This is a genomic window from Flavobacterium sp. N2820, assembly GCF_025947285.1.
GTDB lineage: Bacteria > Bacteroidota > Bacteroidia > Flavobacteriales > Flavobacteriaceae > Flavobacterium.
The window spans coordinates 2974707-2990296 of record NZ_CP110008.1; the positions used below are offsets into that span (position 1 = coordinate 2974707).

The window sequence follows — 15590 nt, forward strand, 5'->3', positions numbered from 1 at the left end:
TTAGTTATGAAAAAAATAAAATTAATATTGCCTTTAATAGCTTTTACGCTATTTTCGTGCGACAATTATTTGGATATAAATGAATCTCCAAACGATCCAAATGCTTCTCAAGTTACGCCTAACTTATCTATTTCTGCGGTTCAAACTAGTTCTTACTCAGTTTTAGTACGTAGAATGAATGAATTAGGTAACGTTTTTATGAATAACTGGGGAGCTAACGTAAATTCATTTACTGGTGGTTATGCTGAAGAATTTGGTATTACTATGAGTAATAATTTTTACGAAGATGTATGGAATAGTTTATATAGAAATACATATGAGTATACAAATATAATCAATCACCCATCTGCTGATTATGATCATCATAAAGCAATTGCTAAAATTATGAAATCATTTTACTTTCAGTATTTAGTAGATATGTATGGTGATATTCCTTACTCTCAAGCTCATTTAGGTGTTAATAATGTTAACCCTGCTTATGATGATGATCAAGCTATTTATCAAGACTTAATTGTACAATTAGATAGTGCAATTGACATGATTGATAATGCACCAGCTAATACAGTTGCTGTAGGTGGTGAAGACGTAATGTTAGGTGGTAACATGGATGGCTGGAAGAGATTTGCGAACACTTTAAAATTAAGAATTTTATTGCGTCAATCTACAAAAGCTGAAACTGATGCTACTTTAGCTACTTATTTAAATACTGAATTTGCAAATTTAGATTTGAATTTCGTTAACGAAGATATCACAATCAATCCAGGTTATTCAAATGCAAGTGATGTGCAACAAAATCCTTGGATGAACTTGATGCAAAATCTTAACGAAGAAACAATTACTTACAGAACGGCTTACAACTTCAGAAGAGCTTCTTCTTACATTGCTGGTAGATTGAATAATACACCACCAGATCCACGTAGAGGTAGAATTTTTACTTTAATTAGTGGAAATGTTGTAGGTGTAAATCAAGGTGATTCATCTGCTCCTTCTGGAACTGCTCCAGCTGATATGTCTAAATTAGGTCCTGGATTAGTTATTAATTCAGCTCAAGATGGATATGTTATGTTATTAGCTGAAAGTTTGTTATTACAAGCTGAAGCTGTTGAAAGAGGATTTATTCCTGGTGATGCTCAATCTTTATTTGATGCTGCTATTGTTGCATCTATGAACCAATTAGGGGCTACTCCTGGAACTTACGTTTCAGATGTTAACTTAGTTGACGGTAAAGGTTATGCTGCTAGTGTTAATAAAATTCAAGCTATCATGTATCAAAAATCTATAGCTTTAAATGGAATTAATGGTTTAGAGGTTTGGATTGAGTATACACGTACTGGTCTTATTAATAATATTCCAATGCCTTTAAATTCTTCATCTCCAACAAATCAAAAACCATTACGTTTAATGTATCCTACATCTGAATTAGCAAGTAATTCTGCTAATGTTCCTGCTCAGTCAGTAAATGATGTATTTACAACAGGCGTTTTCTGGAAATAAGAAATAACTTTTAAATTATTTTAAATATGAAAAAGATTTTATCATTAATGATTGTTATTGCTACAGCTTTTGCTTGTACTGATGACGATATTAGAACAGAGCAAAATTTAGCTAGCGGTCCTAAAGTTGTTGGTTTTACTCCAAACTTTCAAACTGTTACTTACTTTGCTGACGAAGGTGTAGTTTTAAGAAAATTTCCTTTAGACTTAATAGGAATGGGTAATGGTCAGTATTCTGATACTGATATTGAAGTTTCTTATGTAATTGATGCTGCAAGTACAGCTACTGATGGTGTAGAGTTTAACATGGTTGAAACTTCTGGAAAAATTGTTATTCCAGCTGGAGCTTCTTTTGGTGAATTCCCTTTAGAAGTTAATACTGGTCAATTAAATGCTACTGCTAAAACAGAGTTAATTTTAAATTTAACTACTTCTTCTCCAGGTTCAACTGTAGGTGCTCAATATAGCCAATTGAAAATTATTTTCGTTGGTTGTTTATCTCAGTTAGCAGGTAACTATCAAAAAGTTACAACTTGGAATAATGGAGCGAATTCTTTTACTAGAACTAATGAAGTATTTACTTTAGTTGATGTAAATAAATTTAGAACTCGTTATGTTGGAAACTGGAATATTGGCACTTTTACACCAGAAGGTTATGAATTCGTTGATATTTGTGGAGAAATTACTGTTTTAGATCAAAATCTTGGTCAATTCTCTAACGAAGTAAAAGGTGGTGTTGAAGACGATGTTCCAAACGATGGAGAAGTTACAAGTACTACTCAACTTTATACAGTTTATGATGTAGTTCCTTATCCAGGATTATCTAATAGAGTTTTCAAAACATTCTACACTAAATTATAAATTTTAACAAATATTATATATGAAACTAAGAAATATATACAAATTCATGTTTGCTACAGCTTTAGTGACTTCTTTCGTTGCTTGTAGTGATGATGAAGATGCTACAAGTGAAAGAATAGAAAAGTCTGTTGTTACTGCTGATTTAACTTCATTTAATCTTAATGAAGGTCAAGATGCTACAATTACTTTAACTATTGACAAACCATTAAACAAAAGATCTGATTTTAAATTAGAATTAGTTGGTGGTACAGGTGCTTTTAGAGACTATACTGTTGATGGTGATAATAACCCTGATACTGATGAAGAAACTGTTATTGATGATGGTTATGGAATTATTGGTCACAAAGTTACTTTCCCTGCTTATGCAACTAGTGCTTCATTTACAATTTCAACTTTTATTGACTATTTACCAGAAGGAACAGAGTCTTTAGTATTTAGATTATATCCAATGGGTAATTCTACTTCTTTAGTTGACGCTGCTTCAGAAACTATCACAGTTAATTTAGCTAATGTAGTTCTTGATGAAATTCAAGCTGATTTAACTTGGGCTTCTCGTACTAATGCTCATGGTAATATCGTTGATATTGAATATACTGGTACTGATGAAGATACACATTCATATGCTGACTTTGATTTTGATACATTCATCATCGGACCTGCAAATGATTTAGGAGGTGCTACAGGTAATCACCCAGAATATATTGGTATTGCTTCTACAGCTCCAAATGGTTTTTATGATATCTATGTTGACTTATGGGACACTACTTCAGCTGAACCTGCTGTTACTAAACAATTATTCAAACCAATGTTAACTATTAGTAAGCCAGGAGCTTGGGTTCATACAATTGACTTAAGTGGAATTTGGTCTTCAGATGATTTAGGTTCTGGAACTGGTCCAGCTGCTGATATTTACGCTGCTTATATTGAAAAAGCAGGTTCAACATTCACATTGTATGCTCCAGATAATTCTGTACTTGCAACAGGAAGAGCTGCTATGACACCTAAAAATGTTAAGCCAGTAATTGTTAGAAAAAAATAATTTTTTAATAAAATTATATAAAAGAGCTACATTTATGTAGCTCTTTTTTTATTCCCTATTTTCTTATACATTTGCAGTTCTTATATATTTCTTATGAAAAAATATTTTTTATTCTTTTTACTTTCTTTAAGCATAGGTGTTTTTTCACAAGATGATGGTCTAGATAATACCAAAGGATTAGTTCAAGGAAAAGAAGTAAAACCTTCTGTTGAACTTTATAAAATATATACTCTTCAAAAGGATACAACGTATGTTGATACAAGTCTGACTATCAAAAGTGAGTATAATCACAATCTTCTTAGAAAAGACATTTTTGGATTGATGCCTTTTTCTAATGAAGGACAAACCTATAATACTTTAGACTTTGGTTTAAAACAATATTCAATTTTACCTTCAATTGGTTTCACAGCAAAACATTTTAATTATTTAGCATCTAATGATGTTAAATATTATTCCGTTCCAACTCCTTTGACAGATTTGTATTTTAAAACGGTAATGGAACAAGGACAATCACTCGATGCTTTTTTGACGGTTAATACTAAGCCTAATTTAAATTTTTCTATTGCTTATAAAGGTCTTCGCTCTTTAGGAAAATACGTTAATTTATTAACTAGTTCGGGGAATTTTAGATTTACTTCAAGTTATTTCACAAAAGATAAAAGGTATTTTTTAAATGCTCATTTTACTGGTCAAGATATCTCAAACCAGGAAAATGGTGGAATCATAAATACTGATGACTTTGAAATTAACGAAGGCGATCAGTTTTCTGAACGTGATAGAATTGAAGTTTTTTTCGAAGACGCTACTTCATTATTAAAAGGGAATAGATTTTTTATAGATCATTCATTTAAATTAAGTAAAAACAATCCAAACAGTTTAGTTTTTACACACCAATTTAGTCAAGAATATAAGTTTTTTGAATTTAATCAGGATAACGCAAATACACGATTTGGTTCTTCTTTTTCTAATAAAATCAAAAATAAAACACGTTATAATAATTTATATAATAAATTTGGAGTTGCCTACAAGACAAAATCGTATGGTAATTTAGAATTTTTTATTGAAGACAATAATTACAATTATTATTACAGCAGTATAGTTTTTGATACTTCTGGAAATTTAATTGCGCCAAATTCAATTTCTGATAGAATTAATATGATAGGTGGAAATTATACCTATTTTGCAAATAAACTAGTTGCAAAGCTTTCAGTTTCTCAATCGGTTAGTGATCAAGGAATTTCAAATATTGAAGCTAATGCAAAATATAAATTTAATGAGGATTTGCAATTCGAGTTCAATTATCAAAAATTAAATAGTTTACCTAACTTAAATTATACCTTATATCAAAGTAGTTATGTAGATTATAATTGGTTTAATAGTTTTAAAACAGAAAAATTTAATCAAATTACTTTCAATGCCAATTCAAAATGGATTAATTTCTCTGTTCAATATAAAATAATTAACGACCATTTGTATTTTGATAATATCACAAATACGATTGATACTTTAACAGTTAAACCTTTTCAATACGATAAAACAATCAACTATTTTTCTGTAAAAGCAAACAAAGAAATTAAATTTTGGAAACTTGCATTAGATAATACTCTTTTGTATCAAACTGTTGATCAATCTGAAGATGTGCTTAATGTTCCACAACTAATCACTAGAAATACGCTTTATTTTTCAGATTACGTATTCAAAAAAGCTATGCTTATTCAAACAGGAGTTACTTTTCAATACTTTACTAACTATTATGCAAACGATTATAATCCTTTAATTGGAGAATTTTATGTGCAAAACGAGAAAAAAATCGGAGGCTTTCCAATGTTTGACTTTTTTATCAATGCAAGAATTCGTCAAACTAGACTTTTTCTAAAAGCGGAGCATTTTAACTCTTCTTTTACAGGAAATAATTATTATTCTGCACCAAATTATCCCTATCGCGATTTTATGATTCGTTTTGGTTTAGTGTGGAATTTCTTTAAATAGCAATTTATCGTTAGTGCTGTTTTTGTAATCCATTTTACTACTGTTTACTATATTTTTTGTTTAAAAAAGAAAGGGCTACCGTTGACATCAGGGTTAGAAAGACATTCATTTTTGTATTCATAATATTCACACTATCTTTGCAAAAGATTTTGAAAGCATTCTTGTTTTCTAAATTTAAATTTATAAATTCTAATTTTTAAAATGAAATACGCTAAAAATATATTAGAAACTATTGGAAATACTCCTTTAGTCCAACTAAATAAAGTTACTGCAGAAGTTGATGCACTTGTGTTAGCTAAGGTTGAAACATTTAATCCAGGAAATTCTGTAAAAGATAGAATGGCCGTAAAAATGATTGAAGATGCAGAAGCAGATGGTCGTTTAAAACCAGGAGGAACAATTATTGAAGGAACTTCAGGGAACACTGGAATGGGTTTGGCTTTAGCTGCCATCGTTAAGGGATACAAATGTATTTTTGTAATTTCAGACAAACAATCTAAAGAAAAATCAGATATTCTTCGTGCCGTTGGTGCAAAAGTAATTGTTTGTCCAACAGATGTAGAACCAACAGATCCACGTTCGTATTATTCGGTTTCCAAAAAATTAGGTGAAGAAATTCCAAATTCTTGGTACGTAAATCAATATGATAATCCTAGTAACGCAATCGCACATTACGAACAAACAGGACCAGAAATTTGGGAACAAACGGAAGGCAAAATTACACATTTCGTGGTAGGTGTTGGAACCGGTGGAACTATTTCTGGTGTTGCTAAATACTTAAAAGAAAAAAATCCAAACATTAAGATTTGGGGAATTGATACATATGGTTCAGTTTTTAAAAAATACCACGAAACAGGAATTTTTGATGAAAATGAAATTTATTCATACATCACTGAAGGAATTGGTGAAGATATTTTACCTAAAAATGTTGATTTTTCATTAATTGATGGTTTTACAAAAGTTACCGATAAAGACGCAGCCGTTTATACCCGAAAAATAGCTTTAGAAGAAGGAATTTTTGTTGGAAACTCCGCAGGAGCAGCTGTAAAGGGTTTATTGCAGTTAAAAGAACACTTTAGTCCAGAAGATGTAGTTGTGGTCTTATTTCACGATTCTGGAAGTCGTTATGTTGGTAAAATGTTTAATGATGATTGGATGCGCGAAAGAGGTTTCTTAGATGAAGAAATTACAAAAGCTGAAGATTTAATAAAAGAACACATTGACAAACCATTAGTTGTAGTTCGTACAGAAGAATTAGTTTCGCACGCCATTGAAAGAATGAGAAAATACAAAATTTCTCAAATTCCTGTAATCGATGTTAATGGATTTGTTGGATCTGTAGATGAATCAGACTTATTTCAAAGTTTTATTTCAGATAAAAATACAGCTGAACGACCTATTCGAGAAGTAATGGGAAAACCATTTCCAATCGTAAAAATTGGGACACCTGTAGAAGATGTTTCTAAACTAATTACTAAAGATAACCAAGCGGTTTTAGTAGATTTAGGAAATGGAAAACATCATATTATTACTAAATATGATATTATTGGTTCAATAAAATAATATTAAATTTATTTAACCGCAAAGAGCGCTAAGAAAATCGCTAAGAACGCAATAAAAACTTTGCGAACTTTGCTTTAAACCTTGCGAACTTTGCGGTTAATTTTTGAACAATTTCTGTTATTCCTAAAATTATTCTCCTTGTAAAACGCCTGAAACATTCCAAGAACTAAAACTTCCGCCTTCGTTTGGACCTTGTGGAATTTTAACTTGTATAGTATGTGTTCCCGCTTTTAAATCTCCTAATTCTATATAAATCGGATTCGTTGCTGTTCCTGGACACCAATTTGAACGACTTAAATCAGAAGATGATAATCCGTCATTAAAATTTCCAGAAGCAGGATTAAATAAACGATATCCTCCACAATCTTGTCGCCAAGGAATAAATGAAAACACTTCTTTTCCGTTTAAAATAATGGTGTTTTTCTTTGGAACAAATTCGTCTCCATTTTCCCAGCCACCATGTCCAGTGGTAATGTAACGCAATTTGGCGTTTTTAATTTCTTTGTCTAAATTGAAAGTAACTTCCAAACCTTTTTCATGATTAAACATCGTAGCATATTCCTGACCTGCCATTTCCATAACGTTTGTGGTATTAAATAACGGAATAGAAATATTGGTTTTGTCTAATGAACTCTCGCTTGGATTAATGGTAATATGCATCGAAATCTTGTGTCCGCCTTTATCATAGTTGCCAATGAATGTACCAACATAAACAGTTTTTCCAGATAAATTGGATTTTAAATCGGTAATATCCATTCGATATGGAACCGTTTCGTGCCAAGTTTTGTCTTTCAATTGAATGTAGTTGTATTGCTTAATTCCAAATGGGGTAAAAAAGCGCATTAATTCAATAATTGGAGCATATTCATTCGTAGCTACAACACCTTGATATTGTTTTCCATTACCGTTTTCATAAATTGGTAACGTTTTACTTCCGTTTTGCAAACCATCAAAAAAAGATTGCTTTTTATCTTGGGGAATTACAAAAACCGAACCCGTTCTGTCATAAGCATCACCATTAGATTGTTCAGCTAAATCTAAAAAGACTAAATCTCCTTTTTTAATTTCTGGAAATGTAATTTTTTTCAAGATAATAGTTCCGTTTGCAAATCGTAAAATGCTGTCGTTTGATTTTGAAGTGTCTGAAAAATTTATGATTTCATTTTCAAAAACTTTTATTGTAGTAAAACGACTCTTCCAAACTAAATCTTTATAAGTCAATCCATCTAAAATAGGACTATTAGTAGTGCTGCTTTGTAAAATTAAAGTTGGACTAACCGATTTTATTTTTTCAATTTTAGTAGCCGAAATCACAAAATTTCCATTACGAACCATTTCCAAAACCAAACCAATATTTTGACCTAAAGAAGTTGGAGCGCCTTTAACTTGCAATTCATTCGTGTACCAAAGTTCAATAGTGTTTGAATTGATTATTGTTTTTGCTTTTTGGCATTTGTATCCTAAAATAGTTTTGGTTTCTGCTAAAAATTCAAAGTTTTGTTTCGCTAAAGAAAGACTATCAACCGAAGTAACAGATTTGTCTTTTTTTAATTGAGTTACCTGAATAATTTTATTTTCAGAACGATTGATTAGTGACTGTTCAAATGGGTATGCAGCTTTGCCAGAATTCATTTTTTCTGATGAAATTAGAGTTTCTAATGCATTGGTAAAAACCAAAATCGCATCTTGATTTTCAATAAGCTTTCCGTTTGAACTTTTGATGTAAGTTATTTTTAATCCTTTTGGTGGTTTTGCGCCAGTTTGTGCTTGAATAAAAACGAAAAGACTTAAAAACGTGAAGGTTAAGATTTTTTTCATAAAAGTTAAGTTGTTCAGCAAATATAATTTTTTATCTTTGTTTTTCAATTATATACGCCATACAGAATGAAAGAAGATTTTTTGCACCACGTGTGGCAGCATAAAAAATTTGCTGTTACACAATTACAAACTACTACAGGAGAATCTATTCAGATTCTAAATTCAGGTCAATATTTGCAACAAACTGGTCCTGATTTTTTCAATGCACAACTTATTATTGGTAATCAAAAATGGGCTGGAAATATTGAAATTCATCTCAAATCGTCTGATTGGTATTTGCATAATCATGAAAAAGATACTAATTATGATTCTGTTATTTTACATGTTGTTTGGGAGTATGATATACCTATTTTTAGAAAAAATAATACTGAAGTTCCTACCTTAGAACTAAAAAAATATGTTGAATTAACTGATTTACATAAGTATCAGTCATTAACTACTCAAAAAGCTTGGATTTACTGCGAAAATGATATCAGTAAAGTAAATGATTTTATTCTTAGAAATTGGCAAGAGCGCTTGTATTTTGAGCGTTTAGAACGAAAAGCAACTGAAATTAAGCAATTGTTACAAGTTTCAAATAACGATTGGGAAGCGATTTTATTTTGCTTATTAGCTAAGAATTTTGGTTTAAATACAAATGGTATTTTGTTTCAAAACATGGCAAAATCAATTCCTTTTTCTGTCATACGAAAAGAATCGTTTGCTATTGAAAACTTAGAAGCTTTGTTTTTTGGACAAGCTAATATGTTGGAAGCTAATTTTCAAGATAATTACACTAATAAGTTGCAACAAGATTATAACTATCTGATTAAGAAATATAAAATTACTAAAAATGTATTTGATAAAGTTGAATTTTTTAAGCACAGACCTGATAATTTTCCAACTATTCGATTAGCACAACTGGCTGCGTTGTATTTCAAAGAGCACAATTTGTTTTCAAAAATCATTAGTTTTAATGTGATTTCTGAACTCTATGATTTGTTTAAAGTTGAAGTAAGTAACTATTGGGAAACACACTATAATTTTGATAAAACCAGTGTTTTAAAAAAGAAAAAAATGACCAATTCATTTATCGATTTAATTTTGATTAATACGATACTTCCTATTCGATTTGCTTATGAGCAAAGCATTCAAAAACAAAGTTCCACAGAGATTATTGAATTGATTGAAGCAATTCAGCCTGAAAAGAATATAATTGTAGATAGATTTGCTACTATTGGAATAATTGCTGAAAATGCATTTCAAACACAATCATTATTGCAATTGAAAAAAGAATATTGTGATCATAAAAAATGTTTACAGTGTGCAATAGGTATTCATTTACTTAAAAATTAATTGTATTTTTGAAAATTATTGCAAATCGATGGTAAAAAATATATTACATTTTTTTGAAAAACACGGTTTTTTTGTAGCAAGTCGTTTAGCTGATAGATTGGGTATGCGTGCTACAAATGTGCGCTTGTTTTTTATATATATTTCGTTTGTAACTGTAGGATTAGGTTTTGGATTTTATTTAACCTTAGCATTCCTTTTAAAACTAAAAGATTTGATAAAAGCTAAAAGAAGTTCAGTTTTTGATCTGTAAAATTTCATTAACTGTAACTTTTATTTGTTTTTTAGATAGTTTTATTATCTTTGAAAAATTAACAACCAATATAATTATATGACTGCAAAAGTAGAATCGTGGGGTTCACGTGTTGGACTTATTTTAGCCATGGCCGGAAATGCTGTTGGATTAGGGAATTTTTTAAGATTTCCAGTTCAAGCGGTACAAAATGGAGGAGGAGCTTTTATTATTCCTTATTTAGTGTGTTTTTTATTGATGGGAATTCCTTTGTTATTTATTGAATGGTCCTCAGGCCGATTTGGTGGTAAATTTGGAAATCATAGTACGCCTTATATCTTAGATTCTATGGTTAAAGGTCGTTTGTTGAAATATATTGGTGTTTTCGGAATCTTTACCAATATTGCAGTAGTTGCTTATTATTGCTATATTGAGTCTTGGACTATGTCATACATGTTTCATTCAGTCATAGGAACTTTTTCAGGAATGAGTCAAGCTGAAGTTTCAGCATTTTTTACCTCATATGTAGATATTGGAGTCTCAACTACTGGAATTCCATATGAAGCAGTAGTTTTCTATATAATTTGTTTGTTAATCAATACATTTATTCTTTCAAAAGGATTAAGTGGTGTTGAAAAGGTTGCAAAAATTGGAATGCCATTGTTGATTTTATTCGGTGTTGTATTAGCTATAAAAGCATTAACATTAGGAACAAGTGGTGCCTCAGAACAATTTCCAGATGCTAATGCTTGGGATGGTCTGAATTTCTTGTGGACACCTCAATATGAATCGCTTTGGGATTTAAAGGTTTGGATGGCAGCAGCTGGTCAAATTTTCTTTACACTTTCAGTAGGTATGGGTACAATTCATTGTTATGCTGCTTATGTGAAACCAAAAGATGATATTGCTTTAAACGCTGTTTCTGCAGGATTCATGAATGAATTTGTAGAAGTAGTTTTAGGATCATTAATCGTAATTCCTATCGCTGCTGGTTATTTAGGCTTGGATTGGGTTAAAGAAAATGCTGGATTTGGAATGGCGTTTCAAACAATGCCATACTTATTCCAACAGTGGGGAGAAGTACTTTCGGTTGTAGCTGGTGTAATGTGGTTTGGATTATTGTTTTTTGCAGGGATAACCTCTTCATTGGCAATGGGAACTCCTTGGATGGGCTTCATGAGAGACGAATTTGGTTGGGGAAGAAACAAAGGGGCTTGGTCTTTTGGTGCAATGGCATTAATTCTAGGTCTTCCAACAGTTATTTTTTATCAACAAGGTGTTTTTGATGAATATGATTATTGGGCAGGAACTGTTAGTTTAGTAGTTTTCGCAATGTTAGAAACCATTTTGTTTTCTTGGATTTTTGGAATGGATAAAGGATGGAGAGAAATTACTAGTGGTGCTGATATTAAAGTGCCAAATGTGTATAAATATATCATTAAATATGTAACTCCTTTAATGTTGATCATCATTTTCCTTGGGTCATTATTCAAACCTTTAAATAATGATTGGTCAGGAAATGTGAGTAATTTATTGTCAGGAAATGGATGGAATTTAGATAATGGTTCGATTATTAAAACGATAACACATGCAGGAATTCACGAACAAATTGCAGCTGCTACTGACGCTACTCAAATTGCAGCTCTAGAAGATAAAATTTTCTATCTTAATATGGCAAGATTCTTATTAGTAGGGTTATTTATTTTTATTAGTTTATTAGTTTTCATCGCATATAAAAAACGTGTTAAAGAAGGGAGAGCAACATCATGAATTCAACAGCATTAATAACAATGTTACTTACACAAGGCATTGTAATAGGTTTTACAGCATATTTTTTCTATAAAGTTTTAACAACTCCACCAAGACAAGAACCAGATTCTTATGAGGAAAATGATGAGGAATTAGTACGTAAAAACGAATAAATCAAAATAAAATGAACAAAATAAAATCCTACTTCATGTTTTCAAGAGAACACCGAAGTGGGATTTTTTTGTTATTGATACTCATTCTTTTTGGACAATTGTCTTATTTTTTTCTATCCGAAAATTTATTTCAGAGAAAAGCAATCAAAGAAGACAAATCGTGGTTGTTAGTTCAAAATGAAATTGATAGTTTAAAACAAATTTCTGCCACAAAAAAAGATACAATTTATCCATTCAATCCAAATTTTATAACCGATTACAAAGGATATAAGTTAGGTTTGTCTGTTGCTGAAATTGATCGTTTGCATCAATTCAGAAACCAAAACAAATACATTAATTCTTCACAAGATTTTCAAAAAGTAACTAAGGTTTCTGATGAAGTCTTACATAAGATTTCACCCTATTTTAAATTTCCTGATTGGGTTGTGAACAAGTCTGTTAGTACATCAGAAAAATTCCATAAGTTTCTTCCTAAAGAGAAAAATACTATTGTTCAAAAAGACATTAATTTAGCAACTCGAGAAGATTTAATTGCGGTTTATGGAATTGGCGAAAAATTAGCTGACAAGATTCTTGTTGAAAAAGAAAAACTTGGAGGATTTGTAAGTATGGAACAATTTCAATTTATCTGGGGAATTAGCCCAGAAGCTATAGAAGACTTGCAAAAACGTTTTTTTGTTCAAAATAACACTTCTATCAAAAAAATAGCAATCAATGATTTGTCAATGAAAGAATTGGCAAAATTTCCGTATTTTAATTATGCACTTGCAAAAGAAATTGTTGTTTACAGAACTATGAACAACGGAATCAAAGAAATTGCGGATTTAACAAAAATTAAGGGAATGCCTAACGAAAAAATAAAAATAATCGCCTTATATTTGGAATTCTAAAAAAATACAATAAAATTAAACACTATTATTTTATATGAATTCAAATTATTTCACAGAAGAACATCAATTATTTAGAGCTAGTTTACGAGATTTTTTACATAAAGAAGTTGTTCCTCATATCGAAAAATGGGAAAAAACAGGAACAATTGAGCGTTTTATATGGAAAAAATTTGGAGAAATGGGCTTCTTTGGGATCAACTATCCTGAAGCTTATGGTGGAATGAATTTAGATTTATTTTATACAGTTGTTTTTTTAGAAGAACTTCAAAAAATAAAATCTTCTGGATTTGCTGCGGCTATGTGGGCTCATGCTTATTTAGCTATGACGCATTTGAATGCCGAAGGAAGTGAACGCATTAAACAAGATTATTTAGTACCAAGTATTACAGGTGAAAAAATTGGTGCGTTATGTGTAACAGAGCCTTTTGGAGGAAGTGATGTTGCGGGCATGAGAACTACAGCTGTTAAAAATGGAGATAAATACATTATTAATGGTTCAAAAACATTTATTACAAATGGAGTTTATGCAGATTATTATGTTGTAGCTGCAAAAACAAGTCCTGAACTAGGTAATAAAGGTATTAGTATGTTCTTGGTGGATACAAATCTAAAAGGAATTTCAGCTACAAAATTGGATAAATTAGGTTGGAGAGCTTCGGATACTGCTGAAATAGCATTCGATAATGTCGAAATTCCTGCAGAAAATTTAATGGGTGAAGCTGGAAAAGGTTTTCCATACATTATGCAACATTTTGCTTTTGAGCGTTTAATTATGGCAATCAATGCGCATGCAAGAGCCGAATTTGCAATCGAATATACAATTGAATATATGTCACAAAGAGAAGCTTTTGGAAGTACAATCAACAAGTTTCAAGCATTAAGACATACTATGGTTGAGCACGCAACAGATGTTGAGCATTGCAAAGTTTTCAATTATGCTGCCGTAGCTCGATTAGATAAAAAAGAATATGTAGTTAAAGAAGCTACTATGGCAAAATTGAAATCAACAAAAGTAGCCGACGAAACTATTTATAGTTGTTTACAAATGCTTGGCGGATATGGCTACATGGAAGAATATCCTTTAGCACGTTTATTGAGAGATAGTCGTTTAGGGCCAATTGGTGGTGGAACTTCAGAAATTTTGAAAGAAATCCTATCCAAAATGATTATTGATAAACAAAATTATACACCAGCAGTAAAATAATTCATAATTCATAATTCATAATTGATAATTATTTTATAAGTTTGCACCCTTAACGAGAGGAGGTGTCAATATTATGTTAATTATACCAATTAAAGACGGAGAAAATATCGATAGAGCATTAAAGCGCTATAAAAGAAAATTTGATAAAACAGGAACTGTTCGTCAGTTACGTGCACGTCAAGCTTTCATTAAGCCATCTGTTGTAAACAGAGCTAAAATTCAAAAAGCAGCTTATATTCAAAACATGAAAGACAACTTAGAAAGTTAGTATTTTTTTTGAATAACTATATCAACCGCTAAATAATAAAGTGTAACTTTGTTTTTAGCGGTTTTTTTATGGCATCAAACATTCAACCTTTTCAAGATTATTTGGTTAAAGAGAAAAACTACTCTCCTTTAACTGTGCAAGCATACATTTCAGATGTTCAAGCTTTTCAAATTTATTTAAATGATTTTCATGATAGCTTAAGCTTGGAAGAGATAAATTATTCCCAAGTAAGAAGTTGGATTGTGGTTTTGATAGAAAATAATATTTCGGCTACTTCTGTAAATCGAAAAATTTCTTCTTTAAAATCATATTATAAGTTTCTTTTAAAAACAAAGCAAATTTCGATAAATCCTTTATTGAAGCATAAATCCTTAAAAACGGCTAAAAAAGTTCAAATTCCTTTTTCTGAAAAAGAACTTCAAGATGTTTTTGAATTTAATTCTTATTCTAATGATTTTGAGGGAATCAGAAACCAATTAATTATTGAGTTGTTCTACACAACGGGAATTCGTAGAGCTGAAATGATAAATCTAACCTTGAATAATGTTAATACAGTTCAAAAGACTATTAAAGTAATAGGTAAGCGTAATAAAGAAAGAATAATTCCGCTTTTGAATTGTACTATTGAGTTAATAGAAGCCTATAAACACGAAAGAAATCATTTAGAGCATGTTAACCAAAAAGAGATGTTAATTTTGTCTAAAAATGGAAATAAAGTCAGTGAATCGTTTGTTTATCGTTTAATAAATGAGTACTTTAGTACTGTGTCACAAAAAACAAAGAAAAGTCCACACGTTCTTAGGCATTCATTTGCAACACATTTGCTAAATAATGGAGCCGATTTAAATTCAGTAAAAGAGTTATTAGGACACGCTAGTTTGTCTTCCACCCAAATTTACACGCACAGCAGTTTGGCTGAGTTAAAAAAAGTATATCAAGAAGCGCATCCTAGAAATAAATAATAACTCAATTGTATAAC

At 30.7% G+C, this 15590-nt stretch carries 14 protein-coding genes; 13 read left to right on the plus strand and 1 reads right to left on the minus strand.

Annotated elements, in window-relative coordinates:
* Positions 1-6: 6 nt before the first annotated feature.
* The 5 genes from OLM52_RS13895 to OLM52_RS13915 all read left to right on the plus strand — a co-directional run bounded on the left by OLM52_RS13895 (position 7) and on the right by OLM52_RS13915 (position 6945).
* Entirely contained in the window at positions 7-1494 is a 1488-nt protein-coding gene (locus OLM52_RS13895) for a SusD/RagB family nutrient-binding outer membrane lipoprotein (protein WP_264549085.1), read from the plus strand.
* A 26-nt stretch (positions 1495-1520) separates the two neighbouring features.
* Positions 1521-2354, plus strand: coding sequence for a hypothetical protein (locus tag OLM52_RS13900; protein WP_264549086.1), 834 nt, complete (start codon positions 1521-1523; stop codon positions 2352-2354).
* A 19-nt stretch (positions 2355-2373) separates the two neighbouring features.
* Positions 2374-3393, plus strand: coding sequence for a hypothetical protein (locus OLM52_RS13905; protein ID WP_264549087.1), 1020 nt, complete (start codon positions 2374-2376; stop codon positions 3391-3393).
* 93 nt (positions 3394-3486) lie between these two features.
* Positions 3487-5382, plus strand: a complete 1896-nt coding sequence (locus OLM52_RS13910; protein WP_264549088.1) for a putative porin — start codon at positions 3487-3489, stop codon at positions 5380-5382.
* A 201-nt stretch (positions 5383-5583) separates the two neighbouring features.
* The gene (locus OLM52_RS13915) at positions 5584-6945 is read left to right on the plus strand and encodes a pyridoxal-phosphate dependent enzyme (protein ID WP_264549089.1); all 1362 of its coding nucleotides are present in this window, start codon (positions 5584-5586) and stop codon (positions 6943-6945) included.
* Between the two features lie 129 nt (positions 6946-7074).
* Here the strand turns inward: OLM52_RS13915 and OLM52_RS13920 are convergent, their stop codons facing one another.
* Entirely contained in the window at positions 7075-8763 is a 1689-nt protein-coding gene (locus OLM52_RS13920; RefSeq protein WP_264549090.1) for a GLPGLI family protein, read from the minus strand.
* Positions 8764-8829: 66 nt separating this feature from the next.
* Between OLM52_RS13920 and OLM52_RS13925 the strand changes: the two genes are divergently transcribed.
* The 8 genes from OLM52_RS13925 to OLM52_RS13960 all read left to right on the plus strand — a co-directional run bounded on the left by OLM52_RS13925 (position 8830) and on the right by OLM52_RS13960 (position 15573).
* Complete coding sequence (locus OLM52_RS13925; RefSeq protein ID WP_264549091.1) at positions 8830-10098, plus strand: DUF2851 family protein; 1269 nt, start codon at positions 8830-8832, stop codon at positions 10096-10098.
* 28 nt (positions 10099-10126) lie between these two features.
* Positions 10127-10348: a PspC domain-containing protein gene (locus OLM52_RS13930; protein WP_262318246.1), complete on the plus strand. Its 222-nt coding sequence runs from the start codon at positions 10127-10129 to the stop codon at positions 10346-10348.
* A 78-nt stretch (positions 10349-10426) separates the two neighbouring features.
* Positions 10427-12097 carry a sodium-dependent transporter gene (locus OLM52_RS13935; RefSeq protein ID WP_264549092.1) on the plus strand — a complete coding sequence of 557 codons (1671 nt, stop codon included), beginning with the start codon at positions 10427-10429 and terminating at the stop codon, positions 12095-12097.
* A gap of 20 nt (positions 12098-12117) precedes the next feature.
* Positions 12118-12249 (plus strand): hypothetical protein, encoded by a 132-nt coding sequence (locus OLM52_RS13940; protein ID WP_264549093.1) that lies wholly within the window; start codon positions 12118-12120, stop codon positions 12247-12249.
* 11 nt (positions 12250-12260) lie between these two features.
* A complete protein-coding gene (locus OLM52_RS13945; protein WP_264549094.1) occupies positions 12261-13139 on the plus strand; it encodes a ComEA family DNA-binding protein in 879 nt (292 codons plus the stop codon).
* Between the two features lie 34 nt (positions 13140-13173).
* Positions 13174-14343 (plus strand): acyl-CoA dehydrogenase family protein, encoded by a 1170-nt coding sequence (locus tag OLM52_RS13950; RefSeq protein ID WP_264549095.1) that lies wholly within the window; start codon positions 13174-13176, stop codon positions 14341-14343.
* Positions 14344-14416: 73 nt separating this feature from the next.
* The gene (rpsU, locus tag OLM52_RS13955) at positions 14417-14611 is read left to right on the plus strand and encodes a 30S ribosomal protein S21 (RefSeq protein WP_264549096.1); all 195 of its coding nucleotides are present in this window, start codon (positions 14417-14419) and stop codon (positions 14609-14611) included.
* A gap of 68 nt (positions 14612-14679) precedes the next feature.
* On the plus strand, positions 14680-15573 hold the full coding sequence (locus tag OLM52_RS13960; protein ID WP_264549097.1) for a tyrosine-type recombinase/integrase: 894 nt from the start codon (positions 14680-14682) through the stop codon (positions 15571-15573).
* Positions 15574-15590: the final 17 nt, after the last annotated feature.